The 18,504-nt window shown below is 49.4% G+C and carries 10 protein-coding genes; 7 read left to right on the forward strand and 3 right to left on the reverse strand.

Annotated elements, in window-relative coordinates:
• Positions 1-97 precede the first annotated feature (97 nt).
• Positions 98-1,174 (reverse strand): alpha/beta fold hydrolase, encoded by a 1,077-nt coding sequence (locus tag JSU04_08310; GenBank protein MBS1970297.1) that lies wholly within the window; start codon positions 1,172-1,174, stop codon positions 98-100.
• Between the two features lie 147 nt (positions 1,175-1,321).
• Here JSU04_08310 and JSU04_08315 point away from each other — a divergent pair, with 147 nt between their 5' ends.
• Positions 1,322-2,164, forward strand: coding sequence for a helix-turn-helix transcriptional regulator (locus tag JSU04_08315; protein MBS1970298.1), 843 nt, complete (start codon positions 1,322-1,324; stop codon positions 2,162-2,164).
• Here JSU04_08315 and JSU04_08320 read toward each other — a convergent pair.
• Positions 2,143-3,309, reverse strand: coding sequence for an aspartyl protease family protein (locus tag JSU04_08320; GenBank protein MBS1970299.1), 1,167 nt, complete (start codon positions 3,307-3,309; stop codon positions 2,143-2,145). The two genes, JSU04_08315 and JSU04_08320, sit on opposite strands and share 22 nt — an antisense overlap.
• A gap of 219 nt (positions 3,310-3,528) precedes the next feature.
• Between JSU04_08320 and JSU04_08325 the strand changes: the two genes are divergently transcribed.
• The 5 genes from JSU04_08325 (at position 3,529) to JSU04_08345 (ending at position 17,058) form a co-directional block, all read left to right on the forward strand.
• Positions 3,529-12,297 (forward strand): hypothetical protein, encoded by an 8,769-nt coding sequence (locus JSU04_08325; protein ID MBS1970300.1) that lies wholly within the window; start codon positions 3,529-3,531, stop codon positions 12,295-12,297.
• A 132-nt stretch (positions 12,298-12,429) separates the two neighbouring features.
• On the forward strand, positions 12,430-13,698 hold the full coding sequence (gene hflX / locus JSU04_08330) for a GTPase HflX (GenBank protein MBS1970301.1): 1,269 nt from the start codon (positions 12,430-12,432) through the stop codon (positions 13,696-13,698).
• A 69-nt stretch (positions 13,699-13,767) separates the two neighbouring features.
• Positions 13,768-15,102, forward strand: a complete 1,335-nt coding sequence (locus JSU04_08335; protein MBS1970302.1) for a hypothetical protein — start codon at positions 13,768-13,770, stop codon at positions 15,100-15,102.
• A complete protein-coding gene (locus JSU04_08340; GenBank protein MBS1970303.1) occupies positions 15,087-15,509 on the forward strand; it encodes a hypothetical protein in 423 nt (140 codons plus the stop codon). Before JSU04_08335 ends, JSU04_08340 begins: the two co-directional genes overlap by 16 nt.
• A gap of 127 nt (positions 15,510-15,636) precedes the next feature.
• Positions 15,637-17,058, forward strand: coding sequence for a hypothetical protein (locus tag JSU04_08345; GenBank protein MBS1970304.1), 1,422 nt, complete (start codon positions 15,637-15,639; stop codon positions 17,056-17,058).
• Positions 17,059-17,103: 45 nt separating this feature from the next.
• Here JSU04_08345 and JSU04_08350 read toward each other — a convergent pair whose 3' ends face one another.
• Positions 17,104-17,463, reverse strand: a complete 360-nt coding sequence (locus JSU04_08350; protein MBS1970305.1) for a DUF1428 domain-containing protein — start codon at positions 17,461-17,463, stop codon at positions 17,104-17,106.
• 439 nt (positions 17,464-17,902) lie between these two features.
• Between JSU04_08350 and JSU04_08355 the strand changes: the two genes are divergently transcribed.
• Positions 17,903-18,478, forward strand: coding sequence for a transposase (locus JSU04_08355; protein ID MBS1970306.1), 576 nt, complete (start codon positions 17,903-17,905; stop codon positions 18,476-18,478).
• Positions 18,479-18,504 lie beyond the last annotated feature (26 nt).

The following is an 18,504-nucleotide window of genomic DNA, read 5'->3' on the forward strand; positions in this document are numbered from 1 at the left end:
CCCCTTTTTATAAAAATAATTTTTCAAATACTAAATAAATAATATCTAAAGCAATTAATATACCAAAAATCTCAGATTCAAAATGCTCCACAAAACCCTAAAGACCCAAGAACTCCGTCTTGAATATCGGCAGAAATGATTCTTGAAAATTGAGAGCGAGTCCTAAAATACTTTTATTTTGAAAGCTCGCCTCTTGCGATTCGGCGGCTCTAAAAAAGTGATCTATGTTTGCGACACTTACCAGGCGAATGGGATTTCCTCTGGTTTTATTCGCCTGCTGAATCATTTTCCTTAACTCAGGCTCTTGAGAGCCGATAAAGTCGGAGCTACCCGAGAAAATCACCACAGAGGCTTTACTACGATTCCAATCTACCGCAGGGTTTGCGACGCTTAACTGCTGCATATAAGTCCAATGAGCCGGCATTTGTAAGTAACCCGCTAGTTGAGGTTTTTCTGCGACGATTTGCTCGGGAGTTTTTTTATTTAAATAGAACTCGGTATCAAAAATCTTCAACTCAGAAACAGCCGCGTCCACATCTGCGGTGCTCATACCTGACAAGGTAAATTGTCTGCGAGAATTGCTCAGATCGTAGCTGTACCAGTCACTCGCTAAAGTTCCTAAGGTGGCAACGGCTTTCACCGGCACTTCCGCCGCCAAGAAAGGCGCAATCACGCCGCCAATACTGTGGCCAAAGATATAGACTTGATCTCGCTTCACGAACGGATATGATACCAAGGCTTTGAGCCCTGCCAAATTACCAGCAACCTCGCGTTTGAAATCCTGGTTTGCGCAAGGGGTTCCTACACTATCACCCATTCCAGTTTTCTCAACCCTCATCGTGACATAGCCAAGCTTGGTCACCTCATCGAGAATGCGCTGATAAGCTGCAGCCTTGGGACCAGTGCCTGAAAAATCCAAAGAATAACACCCCAGACCACCAACAAAGAAGAGTGCAGGCTTTGGTCCTTCTCCTGGAGGATTCGTCACAATCACACGCTGAACTTCGCCCCCCACACGGACGGAACCATAAAGGATCTCGTAGGCCGAGCTCTGCTCTCGGGGAAGGCCACCGGCCCTTGGTGCTCCCAACTCATTAGGAATCGTCACTGCTCCGACTTGAAAAGCAAAGCCTGTAACCAGGAATACCAAAAATACAATGAACTTAGACGGCATAGGTTCTCCCAGAAAGGTTTAACGCAGTCACAGGCTCTATTCACCAAAAGTGGAGCCCCTTTTCTGGGAAAAAATTGCTTATTTTCAGGGAGCAAAGGACAAACTCGGCCGCTAAGGATATGTTTACTTTAGAAGCAAGAGGGCCCGATGGCAGAAGCACTCCATCTTAAAAAAACTTCAAAACACGGGATCATCGATCTGTGGGAAGTCCAGCTTAAAAACTACACCGGCGAGTTGCGCTGCTCACTCCCCGGTTTAGAGTTTTTGGTGCCTCCGTATTCTGTGAATCAAATCAGACAAAATAAAAAAAGCTATAAGGTGAATCCGAATTCTGTGGTCGTGTTTAACGGTCCGGAAGGGCATACAGAAGAATTTATCAATAGCAATGCCTCTTTAAAAGCTGTCGTCATTGGAGCGGATTATATTTCTGACCTCTGCGAACCGTTAAATATTAAATCGGAAGAAATCGAATTTAATCCGTGCGAGGTTTCTTGCGAGCCTGGTCTTACGCATAAAATTAAACTTTTAGCGGATTTGTCTGAGCCCCCTGTAGAAGCAACCAAGTTTTCTTTAGATTGCTTCACTTCAGACCTTCTGATCACGACACTGACCCAGCAAAAACATTCAAAGAGTGAGCTCTTTACCAAAGAATCAAACGCGGGATATTTTCCGGCAGCTCTGCCGCGGATTAAAAAAGTTCTTCATAAAAACATCGAAAACCCTGCTTTTGATTTAGATGAACTCGCTAAAGATTCAGGAATTTCTAAATTTCATTTGATTCGAGTTTTTAAAAAAGGTGCCGGCACGTCCCCAGCAAAGTATTTGAGCCAAATTAAAATCGATCTAGCAAAGCACTGGCTATTAAAAAGCGAAAAGTCGGTTCTTTCCATCGCCATGGACTTGGGTTTTAGCGATCTCTCCACATTTAATAAAGCCTTTAAAAAAGTTCTTGGCATTTCTCCAACAGCTTATAAAAGATCTCTCAGATAGACAGTGACCCTTTTCGTTTGGCCACCCTGCTGAATACTAAAAACCACCTGTCTTTGTTCAGGGTCCTTGAGTCGCACTCGTAATTGAAAAATATTGATTTTAGAAACTTCAACGCCATTGACTCGAAGGATTCTATCGCCTGTGCGAATCCCCGCACTCCATGCCGGACCTTGCTCCAAAACATCCATCACTAGAAAACCCCCTTGAGCCGGGACTATCCACATTCCGCTGCGATCAAAAGAACGATCCTGCTGAAAGACCGAATTTCTAGAAAGAACCATTTCCTTCCGGGCATAATCAAAGACCAAATTAAACTGCCGCAAAATCCCCATCCCGAGAGTTCCCGCACTCGCGGGATCATTAAGCCCCTTAGACTTCATGTCCGGCAGTCTGATCAATATTTTGGAAAAATCAAGATCGCCGAGAGTTAGCTCGTCGGCAAAAACCATCGATGTCTTCATCGGGCCACCGAGGCCATAGCCCGTCATCATTGACAATTTTGGATTGTATTTCTGCCGCAAAAGATTCTTTTGAATGAACGGCAAAGAAAGCGTTGCCGAGGCCCGGTCGCCTGTATCCAGCCAAAAATTTCCGGCTACTCCATCAAGGACAGCCTCGACCACAGGCATGGTTCCTTGAAAAGAAAGGGCGATCACTGACTCCCCCTTCACCGGCTGCGGGCGCGCTGAAAAACTTCGTAAAGTGATTTCCATCTTATCAAAATTTATCTCAGTCAAAAACTGACTGAAGACTTCATAGCCAATAAGCCCATCGAGACGTGGAAAGCCTATGGCTTTTTGCATGTCTGCTATGTCCATACAGATAAATCGAGAGCCTTCTAAAACGTGATCGGTGATTTCTAAACTTTGCACGTCACAATAAGAGGCAGAGAGCGCATTTTCACCTCCGCCACTGACAGAAAAGCGATCATACTGGCGAAGCCTCAGGGCTTTAGCCAATTCATTAGAGAGGATGTTCGTCGCTCCTGTATCAAACATCATATGAAAAGGCCCCTGGCCGTTAATCATGACTTGGATGATGATACGATTGTCTTGAAATTCAAAATTAGATGGCGCCGCCACAGCTCCATCAGAGATAAATAGAGTTGCAAAGATCCACCCTAGGGCGCCGGTGACATTTTTCATAAGGCCTCGCTGTCCCTTCCTGGTTTAGCCGTAAAACCAGCTCCGAACTCGGAATAAATTGCTGTCTTTGTCAGCCGAGAAGTCCCCGTCATAGAAACGAAATAAAATCCTCCAACGAGCCTGTGTTTTATCACAAAGGAGCAGGCCAAATTGACCCTAATATATAGTGAAATACGATGCCCGCTAGGACGTCAGTATTGCGTTTGAGAGAGGGTCATTTTGAAGGAATATTTTAGTCACCATTTCCGTAAAGCAAAGTTTCTTAAAGAACAGTTCACTTACTTTGAAGATCCTGTTCGCGGCGAAATTTTTAGCACAAGCCGCCTCGAAGCTCAGGCGGAACACCTCGCGGAATCTCACAAACTTGTTAAAGACCCGAAACGCGGGCAAAACCTCGCACAGCGTATTTACGATAACAGCCTCGTTTTAGAGGAATCCTACGAACAAATCATGCAAGCCGTCGACGAACAGCAAGCCATCACTCCGGCCGCTGAATGGCTTATTGATAACTTTCACATCGTCCGGGCCCAGCTAAAAGACATTAGCGATCATCTTCCGCCGGAATACTATCGCGAATTGCCGAAACTCGCTGAAGGCCTGCACAAAGGCTTACCGCGGGTTTACGCGATCATGTGGTATTACGTGAGCCACACCGATAGCCACTTTGAACCAGAGGCCCTTCGCCGCTTCTTGCTGGCTTACCAAAACACACATCCGCTGACGATTGGAGAGCTCTGGGCCGTGCCGATCACTTTACGTGTTGTGATGGTTGAAAATTTGCGCCGCCTGGCTGTACGAATCGTCGGCTCGCAAACCGCACGAAAAGAAGCCAATCGTATTGCCGATGAAGTTTTGGGACTCGGGGAAGCACCGGCTCGCTCTGACGAAGACATCATGGCAAGCCTTGAACAAATCGATTTCTCGGTGTGGTTCTCAGTCCAGCTTTTGCAACGCTTGCGTTTTCAGGACTCAAAAGTCGATCCGATTTTAAACTGGAACGATCGCAAACTCAGCGCAAGCCATCTCAACGCCGATCAGGCCGCGGCCCTTGAACATGGCGCCCAGGCCGCAGCCAATAGCACCGTCCGAAATATTATCACCAGCTGTCGTTTGATCTCAGCGTACAACTGGCAGGACTTCTTTGAAGAAGTCTCTCTCGTCGATCAGCTTTTACGTCAAAATCCCATTTACCCCGAGCTGGATTTCGCCACACGGGATCGCTATCGTCACGTTCTGGAACACCTGCAGCGACACTCACCTCTTAGCCAAATTGAAATTTCACAAAAACTACTTGAGCTCACTCAGGATTCCTCGAGTCAGGAGGATGCACGTAAAGCTGAGCTTGGCTTTTACCTGATTTCAAAAGGGCGTAAGGAGCTTGAAAAACGTATTGCCTTCCGGCCCACTTTCCGCGAAAGGCTGGCACGGGCCTATACGCTGAGCGCACTTGAGCTCTATCTTGGTGGCCTGACTGTCGCGACACTGTTGCTGTTGTTGATTCCGCTCTATGCGACCCGCGCAAGCGGCCTGAGTCAGTGGCAGATAGTCACGTTTATAATTTTAGGCGGCATTGTGGCCTCTGAGGTCGGCGTGAGCATCATCAATCGTCTGACGATCGCTCTTTTGGGACCTACCCATCTACCGCGACTTGATCTTGATGAGGGCATTCCCGCCGAAGGAAAAACTTTTGTTGTCGTCCCCACCTTTCTGACCTCTCACCGCGGGATCGACGAACAACTAGAGCAGCTTGAAATCCACTATCTTGCGAATTCCGCGGGATACCTACACTATGCAATTCTTTCGGACTGGGCCGATGCCGCAAGCGAAAATACACAAACAGACATGCCTCTTTTAGAGTACGCCACAAAGGGTCTTAAAAAACTCAATGAGAAATATGGGCCTGTTCCTGGAAGTGGCACACGATTTTTCATTTTTCACCGACGCCGGCTCTACAACGAAAGCGAAGACAAGTGGATTGCCTGGGAAAGAAAGCGCGGAAAGCTCTGCGAGTTCAATCGCATGCTGCTCGGAGAGACAGACACGACATTTATTCCACTACCGAACTATTCTCAACAAATTCCAAAAGACATTCGCTATGTGATTACGCTCGACGCGGATACGCGCCTCCCCAAAGGCTGTGTCGCTCAGCTGGTCGGAACAATGATGCATCCTTTAAACGAAGCCCGTTACGATAGCGAAAAACAACGGGTTACCGAAGGTTACGGCATTCTGCAACCTCGGATCACGCCGACACTCCCAGGATTGCACGAGGGGTCTCTCTTTCAAGTTTTCTCTTCCGGACCTTCCGGAGTCGATCCCTATGCGAGCGCGGTTTCTGATGTGTATCAGGATCTTTTCGACGAAGGTTCTTTTACCGGAAAAGGTATTTACAATTTACGAGCCTTTGAGCAATCCCTGAGGGGACGCATTCCTGAAAACTCACTTCTTAGCCATGACCTTTTTGAAGGATGCTATGCCCGCGCAGGCTTTCTCAGTGATGTAGAGTTTTTTGAAGAGTTCCCGACTCACACCATGGTATCTGCTCTTCGCAGTCATCGTTGGGTCCGGGGGGATTGGCAGCTTCTGCCTTGGATTCTCGGCCGTGGCAGCTCATCAATTTCAGCCCTTGGCCGCTGGAAAATGATCGACAATCTTCGCCGCTCACTCGTCGCACCGGCGATTTTCTTTTTGGTTGTTTTTGCACTCACAAGTTTCTTATCCGTTGCCTGGGTCTGGGCGAGTTTCGCGCTCGGATCGCTTCTCATCCCTTGTCTGATTACTTTTGTCGCGGACATCTGGAGCAAGAAACGAAGTGTTCATTTTAAAGAACATTTGCAGTTTAGCATCGAAGACCTCGGCAAAGGCGCGCAACGGGCGATACTGCAACTGTTGCTTTTGCCGTATCACGCGTGGATGAATTTGGATGCGATCTGCAGAACTTTGTATCGTCTGACGATCAGCCACAAGCATCTCTTAGAATGGACGACCGCCGCCCAGGTAAAATCCAATGCAGACTTAAGCCTGCGTAGTTTTTTTATCGGTATGCGCGGCGGACTCATTCTGACTTTCGCCGCCGTTGTGGTCGTTGCTTCCACCAATCCACTCGAGATGGCCCTGGCGACTTTTCTTTTTTTCATTTGGCTGCTCTCGCCGTTTTATGCCCAAGCCGTCAGCCGGCCTTTTGTAAAAGAAGAACAAAATCCTATCAGCTCCGCAGCTCGTGAGCATCTTCATCTGGCAGCTCGTCAGATCTGGCATTTCTTTGCAACCTTCGTGCAGGCCGAAGATCACTATCTGCCTCCTGATAATTTTCAAGAAGAACCGCAGCCGGTGGTGGCGCACCGAAGCTCACCAACCAATTTCGGACTGTATCTACTCTCGGTTATTTCGGCGAAGAAATTTGGCTGGATTGGCCTTTCCGATGCCGTCCATCGCCTTGACCGGACCCTCGAAAGTCTTGAGCGTCTCCCGAAGCATCATGGTCATTTCTATAACTGGTATGAGACCACAAGCCTGCGTCCCCTTGATCCGAAATACATTTCTTCGGTCGATAACGGAAATCTTGCAGGGCATTTGATTGCCACTGCTCGAGGACTTGAAGAGATGCTGACCCATCCGATGACGACCTCGTCCCTCACCCTGGGGCCTTTAGAAAGTATCCGGCTCTTCAAACAAGCTTTACGTAAAGAACTCCAAGCCAAAGATCTTAATCTCGCCGAAAAAAATCTGTTCGCTCGCGCTCAGAACCTCGAGCACAGCCTTCTTCAGGCCACCGAGAAAAATCTCAATGATTTTACTTGGCGGGATCTCAAGGCCCAGGCGTCACAGCTTCATCAAGAGGCATTGCAGCTGTATCCTACTCCCAACCACCAGGAAATCACCGGCTGGGCGCTCAACATTCATGGCGACATTATTAATCTTGCCGGCGATTATCACTCGCTTCTGGCTTGGACCGAGTTTTCGATTAAACCCGTCCCCGGATCTAATGAAATGCAAAAAAGCTGGAAAGAGATTCAAAAAGATCTTACGACGACCATGTCACTTGAAAAGATCGCAAGTCACGGCGGAAAAATTCTTGAAGATCTGGGACACTTTAAGATTCTGTACTCACCACTCCCATCAGAAACGGCGGAGGCTGTTGACCAGCTCACGGAGTGCTTGAAAAGTTCAATTCATGCAGCTCAAGGGCTTTCAGGAAAAATCAAGCACGCGCAGAAAATCTGTTACAGCCTATTTAAAAACATGAACTTCGGTATTCTGTACGATAAGAACCGCAAACTCTTTTCGATTGGCTTAAGGGTTTTTGAAAATGTTCTTGATGTCAGTTACTATGATCTTCTGGCCTCGGAATCCCGCCTGCTCAGTTTTATCGCGATTGCTAAGGGCGACGTTCCTGTGTCTCATTGGTTCTGTCTCGGAAGGAGTTTAGCGCAGGTCGAAAAAGGCTCCGCTCTCATTTCTTGGTCAGGATCCATGTTTGAATACCTGATGCCATCGCTGGTGATGAATACTCCTGAGGGCAGTTTAATTAAAAACACCTGTGATCTTGTAATCCAGCGGCAAGTCTCCTATGGCCACGAAAAGGGTGTTCCCTGGGGAATTTCCGAATCCGCTTATAATAAGCGCGATCTGCACATGACTTACCAATACTCCAACTTCGGCATTCCGGATCTGGCGTTAAAGCGTGGCCTTGGCTCAAACCTCGTCGTGGCTCCTTACGCGACATTGCTGGCAGCGATGTATGATCCCGCACAAGCTGCGACGAATTTGCAGCGTCTCAAAACCATCGGGGCAAACGGTCATTACGGCTTCTACGAAGCCATAGACTATACGAGTTCACGCTTGCCGGTGGGGCAACCCTATTCGGTGATTAAAGCCTATATGGCCCACCATCAAGGCATGTCGCTTGTCTCATTAACGAACTTCTTTTTTGATAATTACATGTGCCGGCTCTTCCATGCAGAACCGCTCGTACAGGCCACAGAGATTCTACTGCAAGAACGCACTCCGCGGGCTGTGGGAGTGATTCCCGCCGCTGGAGACCACAACCGCGTCATTGTTCGCGAAGAGGTCGCCGCGGTTTCAAGGCGCTATCATAGTGTCGATCGCCCGACTCCGCGGACACAGCTCTTATCAAACGGAAACTATTCCGTGATGCTCACGTCGGCGGGTTCTGGCTTTAGCCGCTTTCAAAACCTTGCCGTCACCCGTTGGCGCGAAGACGTCACCCAAGATCACTGGGGAAGTTATATCTTCATCAAAGACCGGGATAAAAACCTGACTTGGTCGGCAACTTATCAACCCCTCGGCAAAGCGGTGGAAAGTTACGAAGTCACTTTCGCCGAAGACCGTGTGTTATTTGAACGTGAAGACGAAGAGATCCGCTCTAAACTGGAGATTTTTATTTCTCCGGAGTCGAGCGCTGAAATTCGCCACCTCACACTGACAAACGAATCCGACGCCCCTCGAGAGCTTGAGATAACCTCTTATGCTGAAATCGTGATGAATACTCCCGCCGCGGATATTGCTCACCCTGCCTTTTCAAACCTTTTCATGGAAACCGAATTTATTCCTGAGCACCAGGCACTGATTGCACGCCGACGCCCGCGCTCAGCAAAAGAAACGGAACTGTGGACCTCGCAAATTCTTTCACTTCAAAATCCGACGAATTTCGAAATCGAGTATGAAACAGACCGTATGAAATTTCTAGGCCGCGGCCGCGATATCCGTCATGCGCGGGCGATAAATACAAACGAAAAACTCACCCGGTCCGTTGGCGCGGTTCTGGATCCGATTTTTAGCCTGCGAACACGAGTGCATCTCGAACCCGGAGCCACAACCACGATTCAGTTCACAACGGCCGTCGCCACCTCCCGCGATGAAATCCTACGGCTCGCGGAAAGCTATCATGAAGCCGGCAGTTACGAGCGAGTTTCGTCTCTTGCCTGGGCCCAGGCTCAGGTCAAGATGCACTACCTCAATATTGAACCAGATGAGGCCCATCTTTATCAGCGCCTGGCTTCAAGATTATTCTATCTGGATTCTTCTCTGCGCCCCGCAAGTTCTATTATAAAACACAACAAGCGTGATCTGACACAGCTCTGGGCCCAGGGTATTTCCGGCGACTTCCCAATAATTCTTGTTCGCGTAGAAGAAAACGAAGATCGGGTGATCGTGCGCCAGCTTTTAAAAGCCCAAGAGTACTTCGCGATGAAACGGCTGACCGTGGATCTTGTCATTATGAACGGCAAAGAACATTCCTACGGTCAAGAGCTTCAACAAATGCTGGAGGCCATGGTTCACATGTCGCCGCCACCGGCCGAGCTGCCTCAATCCCGCGGCAAGGTTTTCATTATCCGCGAAGACCTACTGACCCGTGAAGACCGCTTAGTCATCTACACCGAAGCGCGTGTCGCTTTGTTTGCAAGTCAGGGAAGTCTTTCAGATCAAGTCAATCGCATGCTTCATACACTCCCTCCCCCTGCCGCCGGCGTAGAAATTCAATGTCACGAAAAAGCCCCTCCACTTGAAACTCCCGAGCTAGAATACTTTAACGGCGTCGGCGGATTTACTCCGGATGGCCGCGAATACGTCATTGCACTTAAAAATGAAAACGACGCAACACCGGCACCGTGGATCAATGTTATTTCTAATGGCAAGTTCGGTTTCCAGGTTTCCGAAAGTGGTTCTGGCTATACGTGGTCCATGAATAGCCGCGAAAATCAGATCACGCCGTGGTCGAACGATCCCGTTTGCGACCCCTGCGGCGAGTGCTTTTATATTTTTGATTTGGACTCCCGCTGCTTATGGAGTCCGACCGCCCTCCCGATCCGAGTCAAAGAGGCGACTTATATCGCACGCCACGGACAAGGGTACTCACGCTTTGAGCACCTCTCGCATGGCATTCATAGCACGCTCACGCAGTTTGTACCGATGGATCAGCCGGTGAAGATCTCAGAGATCCGACTCGAAAACCGTTCGAACCAATGGCGCCGCTTATCGGTTTATTCCTATGTTGAGTGGCTCCTCGGCTTTTCGCGGGCAACGATGGCACCTACGACCGTGACTGAGTTCGACAGCGACACCGGCGCCATGTTTGCATTCAATGCCCGTCATAACGAGTATGGAACTCGCATCGCTTTTGCCGGCTTCCTCAATCACAAACAAACCATGACCGGAGATCGCCGTGAGTTCATCGGCAGAAACAGCAGTCTTCGCCGACCGCTCGGCATTCTGCGCAGCGAACAGCTTTCAAACCGCACTGGCGCCGCCTTTGATCCGTGCGGTGCCTTTCAGACGGATATTGTGATCGGCCCCGGAGAAGCCGTGAAGCTTCCATTCATCCTTGGTCAGGCAGAAAGCCGCGAAGAGGCCCACGGAATTATTCTTGAGCTCCGCAATCAGTTCACCGAAAACATGCTTGCGAGTGTCATCGCCCAATGGAACGAATGGCTGGATAAAGTTCAGGTAGAAACTCCGGATAAATCCTTTGATTTACTGTTAAACCGCTGGCTGCTTTATCAAAATATCAGCTGTCGTTACTGGGCACGCTCCGGATTCTATCAGGCCGGCGGCGCCTTTGGCTTCCGCGACCAATTGCAAGACGTTATGGCACTGACCATCTCGATGCCTGAAACTGCACGCAAACACATCTTGCGCGCCTCAAGCCGTCAGTTCCTTGAAGGCGACGTTCAGCATTGGTGGCATCCGCCGCTGGGCCGAGGCGTGCGCACGCATTTTTCGGATGACCTCCTATGGCTGCCGTTTGTGACTTTCAATTACTTGCAAGTGACGAAGGACTTTTCGATCCTCGATCAAGAAACGAACTTCCTAGAAGGCCCTCTGTTAACTCAAGAGCAGGAAGATTCGTACTTCACACCGACGACCTCGCAAGAAAGTGCGAGTCTCTTTGAGCACTGCGCCCGGGCCTTGGACCGAAGCTTAAAAGTCGGCGTCCATGGTCTGCCTCTGATGGGTTGTGGCGACTGGAATGACGGCATGAACCGCGTTGGTAAAGACGGTAAAGGTGAAAGCGTCTGGCTCGGCTGGTTCCTGCATCAGAACTTGATTCAATTCTCAGCCATTGCCGACGCCCGCGATGAAAAGTTGCGTGCTCAAAACTGGCGCAATCACGCGGCTCATTTAAAGAGCGCGCTAGAGGATAAGGGCTGGGATGGTGACTGGTACCGCCGCGCTTTCTATGACGACGGCACGCCTCTCGGTTCCCGCCAAAGTGTTGAGTGCCAAATCGATTCGCTGACACAAACCTGGGCAGTGATTTCCGAAGCCGCGGATCCGTCCCGTGCACGTCATGCGATGCAGGCAATAGAAAAATATCTCGTCAACAATGAAGCGCGGATCATTCAACTTTTTACTCCGCCTTTTGATAAAACCGATCACGATCCAGGATACATCAAGGGCTATTTGCCGGGGGTCCGTGAAAATGGCGGCCAGTACACCCATGCCGCGGCTTGGGTGATTATCGCCCATGCAATGCTTGGCAACGGAGCCAAGGCCCACGAGATGTTCCAGCTCGTCAACCCGATCCTGCATGGTGATTCACCGGAGCACACCGCACACTACAAAATTGAACCCTATGTTGTCGCCGGCGATGTTTACTCGCAAAAGCAACATCCAGGCCGTGGTGGCTGGAGCTGGTACACAGGTTCGGCAGGATGGCTTTACCGCGCAGGCCTTGAGTATATGCTTGGGTTGCGGCTCCGTGGTGAAGAGCTTTCCATTGATCCGTGTATTCCGCCGGATTGGAAAGACTTTCGGATTCGCTATCGTCATAAATCGGCAACCTACGACATCCTTGTTGAAAACCCAGCGGGGGTTTCCCAGGGCGTGCAGAAGATCGAGATTGACGGAAAAGTGATTGCCGGTGATCAGTTCATCCCACTCATAGACGATGGCAAAACTCACTCTGTTCAGATTCTGTTAGGAGCGGAAACTCAGCCCGAACGCGAAAGCCCCCTCAGCCAATAAACTGCTGGGGGCCGTCTCTTTTTCGTCATTGAGCGCGATTTTGGTCTTGCCTCACCGGGGTCCTGTGTTAGCATAAATACAAGAGCATAGAGGCCATGCAGGCCTTGAGAGAGAAGCAGGAGATACAGAGATTTGACTCAAAACCAAGTCCATATCAAAGCCAGTGATCGTGCGATTGTCGTTGGTGTAGGTCTCAAGACCGAACCTCTTTCTGAAATCAAAGAAAATCTTTTAGAACTCGAAGAACTTGTCAGTGCCGCGGGTGGAGAAATTGTTGGGTCTGTGATCCAAACTCTGCCGGCGTGGAATCCTGCGACCTTAATTGGTTCCGGAAAGGTCGAAGAAATCCGCGAGATGGTGCGCGAAGCAAATGCAAACCTTGTGGTTCTTGACCACCACCTCACCGGCGTCCAAAGCCGTAACTTGGCGCAATCCATGGGCACGCGTGTGATTGACCGCAATCAGCTTATTTTAGATATTTTTGCTCAGCGGGCGCAGACCTTCGAAGGTAAACTTCAAGTAGAACTTGCACAGTTGCTTGATCAAATGCCCCGCATGGTCGGTGCGTGGATGGAATCTCTGTCTCGTCAAGGGGGCGGTATCGGGACGCGAGGTCCTGGTGAAACAGCGCTCGAGAGTGACCGCCGCCGCATCCGCGAAAAAGTTGCGCTGATTCGTAAGAAACTCGAGTCGGTGAGCAAAAACCGTCAGCAACATAGAAACTCGCGACGCCGTCACGAGATCCCAAGTTTTGCTTTGATCGGATACACGAACTCCGGAAAGAGCTCTTTGCTCAACCGCCTCACCGGCTCGCAGGTGATGGCCAAGAATCAAGTGTTTGCAACCTTGGACCCGACAACGCGAAAGATCTTCCTGCCGGAAGGGCCTCCAGCTGTTGTCACCGACACCGTAGGATTTATCCGCAAACTTCCACCACAGTTGATTGAAGCTTTTAAAGCGACACTTGAAGAAAGTGCCGAAGCTGATGTGCTTTTGCATGTCATTGACTTATCTTCGCCCAACATGCTTCGTCAGATCGAAGTGGTTGAGGCCCTGATTAAAGAATTCAACTGGCAGGATAAGAAAATCATCCATGTCTTCAATAAGTGTGATGTGGCGCCGATTGAAAAACAATTTCAGGTGCGCCTCTACCCGCGTGTGTTTGTGAGTGCGCTGACCGGCCAAGGGATGGAGCAGTTGAAAAAGCTCATGGTGGAAAGCATTCAAGGCATGCAAACCGATGTGCAGCTCTACTTCCCGCGCAGTGAAGAATTTAAAATTTACGATCTGGATCGTGAGACCAAAATCCTTCGCAAAGAGACGGCAACGGAAGGTACTGTGTGTTATACGCAGTTGACTCCGGCACTCATCACGCGCTGGAAAGACTACATCGTTAAGTAGTTCCTTCGTCGAGTCTAGGATTCCCCCAAGAAGCTCAACATCTGTTGCCCATGGACCGATAGTGGAAATATGGGTACTACTCAAACTCTCCTTATCCATACCATGGTGGCTCTTTTCGTCCCGATCATTGCCTCCGCTGAAGTGAATGCTCCCGCGAATCGCGTGATGTGCATCAATGGTCCTATGGAGAAAAACAAAGAATTCATCGTCAGTGTTGACGTAAACAAAGACCCCCTGCATTTGGAATTCTTAAAATCGCAGCAGCCGAAGAAGGCCGCGCCACCGGCTCGCGTTGCGGGTGAAGTCGCTGCGGAAACGGCCCCGACAGTGATGACAGATATCGAGTCTTGCTTTCCAACAGACGCGTCGAAGAAAAATTATAGCTGGTTTGCGCAGTTACGAGACTATATCAACTCGGTCACCGACACGCATACGGAAAGCAGCATGATGCCTGAGACTGCTAAAAAAGAAATCACAGAGCTCGCAAAGCATGCTCCGCCGACACAGACTTCTCCGAAGATAAAGCGCGAGTGTATTGCAGCTTCAATGACCCGCTCTCCGGGGAACGATGGCTATACATGCGGCTATCCGACGGCGAAAGAAGCCAAGCGAGGCTTTTCGGCGAAAACTCAGAGTGTGCCTAAGCCTTACGGCAAAGCCGGCGGCGAGACCTTGCAGTGTTTGAATGATCGCATGGTGGACTACATGACTTTTGCGGTAAACAGCGCCCTGGAGTGCATGTCAGGCGACGAGCCGATTGACTCCCGCGTGATTTATAAAAAGCTCAATAATGAAACGGGCTTTACACCGTCATTAGCTTCTATTGGCGGTATGGGCATTGGTCAAACGACCTCGCCTGCTAAAAACGAGCTCACGGACCGTAAGCTCGGCAAAGGTCGCTATATTTTAGAAAACATCGTGAACAGTAAAAAACCTGAGTGCAATGGCTTTAAGGGCGTTGCCGCTGCTGACTTGAAGCGGTCTCCGTCCGTGAAAAACACCTGTGACTGGGTCAATCCCGGAGATGGCCTTGCGCGCAGCCTGATGTACACCATCGGCTATTATCTGACCATGCGTGATCAGTACGTGATTCCAACACTTGAAAAGCGCTCAGTAAAACTTATTGAAAACAAAAGCCTTGTCAGCGACTTCACAGCTATTGCCTATGGTGCGGAAGGTTTGGACCATGCGAAGTGGTTGATGCAAAAATACCGTGTCGGCCGTGGCACGAACGCAAAGACTTTGCAAAACAATATCCGCAAGGACAGCGTCTACCTCTCGAACATCAAAGATAAAATGCAAGAGATCAGCTGTATCCGCCAGGGTAAAGCCGCCGACAAAGCTTGCAAACAACAGCCAATTTCAGAAGCCGATGCCGAGGCAGATTCATGCATAACAAAATAGTTATTTTAATCACATTCATGGTCAGCGTCACTGCTTTGGCTTCGCCAAAAGATGTCGCGGCCATGATAAAGGAATCCCAGTCTCTTCGCGAAGCAGCAGCGAAAGAAACAAGCGCCGCGGGCCGATTGAAGAAATTAAAAGAATTCGAAACAAGTCTCAACGCTGAGATCAAGTCCTATGAAAAAGCTTCGCCAACCGAGGGCGGTGATGCGGAAGAAAAAGTCGTCAAATTCTCATTCCGTTTCGAACCAATCTTTGACCTGAGCAAAAAGAAATTCACAAAAACCGACTGCGACAAAGCTAAGGGCCGCATCGAGCTTGAAGACATGAGCGGCAAACCCGAAGGCTCCCCGCTCTCCGCCAACGCCGAGGAAGCATTGAAGTGGCTTGAGGTGGTTTGCAAGTAGCGATCGCTACGGTGACGAAATCTTCGACATCCGCTTCCGTAGACAGGTCTTTTTTACATTACCGCCGGGCCCTGAGCTCACCATATCCAGCTATTGCGGCAACGATATTGCACCTTTTTAGAGTCCTATGAAGAAATCAAAGTTTGCTCTGGCTGTGATAGGTTTGCTGTGGCTGACGATGGCAAGCACAGCGCTGGCGATGACACCGGTTCATTCGAATCAGAGCCACGAACTGCTGTTGATTACCAATGGGTCTGCGGCCCTTCAGGCCCGTCTTGAAATGATCGAGCGTGCGCAAACTTCAGTGGCCATCGAATCCTATCTCCTGGTCGCCGATAGTTCCGGAAAGTTCCTGCTTCAAGCTCTGCAAAAAAGAGCCAAGGCCGGAGTGAAGGTGCGAATTCTTTGTGACCTTTTAGATCAAGCTCTGGATCCGTTTTTAGCCACCGTCCTTGCAGAAGACGGCATCGAGGTTAAATATTATCGCCCCTCTTCCATGGCAAAGCTGTGGGTTTCAAAGGGCCACAGAAATCATCGCAAGACTTTTATTGTCGACGGACGTGAAATGATCGTCGGTGGGCGCAACAGTGCGGATCGGTACATGGATATCCCTAACCACCGCAACTTTCTTTTTGTCGACTATGAACTTGCCGTCAAAGGACCCATCGTTGAAGACGTCCTCGCAAGTTTTAACGAGTATTGGTCAAGCCCCCTCAGTGAAAAGGTGGCTGCGAGCCGCCATCCTTCAAAGGGTCCTAGCTGGTCCTCCATCAACTCCAGCAACCCAAGCGAGCGTGAGTGGCAAGCCCGCCAGTTCCTGGTGGAATCCCCAGAAGATCAAGCTTTACGCCTTCAGGTAGCCACCCTCGGTATCAAAGCCCTCGAGGCCTCACCGACGTTTGAATCGAAGTCCCTTTGGTGGGTCGGCGACGAGCCCATGAACAGCGACTCGAGCCGCAAGGTCCAAGGTTTTGTTCTCGACCATATCATCCAGGCACAGCACAGTTTTTCCGCTGAAGAATGGGCTTTCATTACGACTCCAGAAATGGAACAAGCTCTGGATCAGCTCTTGACTAAAAAGGTTCGCATCGAAATCCTCACCAATAGCTATCCTTCCGCATCGGATCCTATTTTAACCCACATTGCTCATCCCATTGAAGCTCGATGGGTGCAAAAAGGCGTGCGCATTCTGGAGCTTCAAGCGATCCCCGTGCCTGGTAGTAACATGAGCGCTCCACCTGGAACCCGATTTGGAACTCACGCAAAAACCTTCGTCATCGATGGAAAAGACACCTTTATCGGAAGCTACAACTTCGATCCGCGATCACAAAACATCAACTCCGAAGACGGCCTTTATATCGAAAATCTTCCCGAACTTGCTAAAGCGGTTGAACAAACCATGAAAACTCGAATGTCGGTCGCGTGGGAGATGAATGCCAAAGGCGAATACGTCAACGGCCCTCCCGTCGACCAAACGATCCCCAAAGGAGAGCGCTTCAAAACCCATGTTTTGGGCGGGCTCGCAGAATATCTGCGCGGACTTTTTTAGTGTGAAGGGATGGCCGGTTGCGACCATCCCCGATTCATAACAAGGTTATTTCGGCTCAACCAGGACGGTAAATCCGCCGACCGCGAAACGTTTTATATCAAAAGGCATCTCGACGCCTTCCATTTGCATACGAGGATCGGCGTGAACTTTTTTATTCACCTGATTGCGATGAGCTTTTGATTTGTAAACGACGAAGGCAAAGATCACAGTTTCATCAGATTTAAGTTTGCACATCTTAGGGAAAGTAACACCCCACGGCGTTTTCAGATCATCACCGACGCTTTCATAGTAATCGAGGGCCCCATGATCCATCCAAACTTTGCACCCAATAGCCGCCATTTTCTTATAAATCTTTAAGTTTTTCTTTTTGATCGGAATCACAAATCCATCAATATACTTAGCCATGAAGTCCTCCTTATTGGACGAGAAAAAGCATATCCTCCGAGCCAAACCCAAATCAAGCCCAATAACCACAGCCAATAAAAAATCAAACCACCCCAACAAAAAAACACCAATATTTAAACCCGCCCCCACATACCTCGCCTGGCCGACCACGATGGTCGGACAGCCCCGTTCTCACGGATGGATGGCCCACGCAAAGTAAGCGACTGGGCGAGCACGCAAGTCTCATCGCACATCACGTAGAATCAAGATCCTTCACGTGATCTTAAAGAACGCATAAGCTGACATCATCTTTGATAAAACTAAAAAGAGATGAGAAAGAAAGAAAGAAGAGAGAGAGAGAGAGAGAGAGAGAGGTAGAAATCTTAAATCTTCTTATAAATCACTAACTTAAAGCTAATTCTATTGACCAAACACAAGTGAAATATTATATTGCCCGTGAATGAAAAACTCTTCTTCTCTACTTTTTGATTATCATGACTCAGGTACTACAAAACGTAAGTACGGAAGAACTACGCATGGGGGAGTTGATTCAAAAGGTCGGCGTAAAGAATACCGTCCGCTTTCAGAAAAGAAATGGATTCACCTCACCCTTAAGTCAGAAAAAGCAAAAGGCCCATGGAGCTTCCTCACCCCAAAGAACCAACAAATCATCCGCGAAATCCTTAAATCCAAATCAAAAAAATGGGGAGTACAGATCGCTGAAGTCGTCAACGTCGGGAATCACCTTCACATCAAGCTTAAATTCAAATACCGCGAAGGCTTTCAGAACTTCCTAAGATCCGTAACAGCCCTCATCGCAAGAAAAATCACCAACGCCCGCCGTGGACATGCTGCCGGTAAGTTCTGGCAAGGCCTCGCCTTCACCCGCGTGATCAAAACCCGCATCGAAGAACTCCAGCTCCGTGGCTACTTCAAAGCAAACCGCCTTCAAGCCGCCAAAGGCCAGAAGGCGCGCGAGGAGTACTTACAGAAATTCAACGACTGGATCACCTGCATGCGGCAAGGAACTGCGTGAGTGCATGCGGAGACCCGTGTCGCCCC

Source organism: Bdellovibrionales bacterium (genome assembly GCA_018266295.1).
In the GTDB taxonomy this organism is placed as follows: Bacteria; Bdellovibrionota; Bdellovibrionia; order Bdellovibrionales; family Bdellovibrionaceae; genus JACMRP01.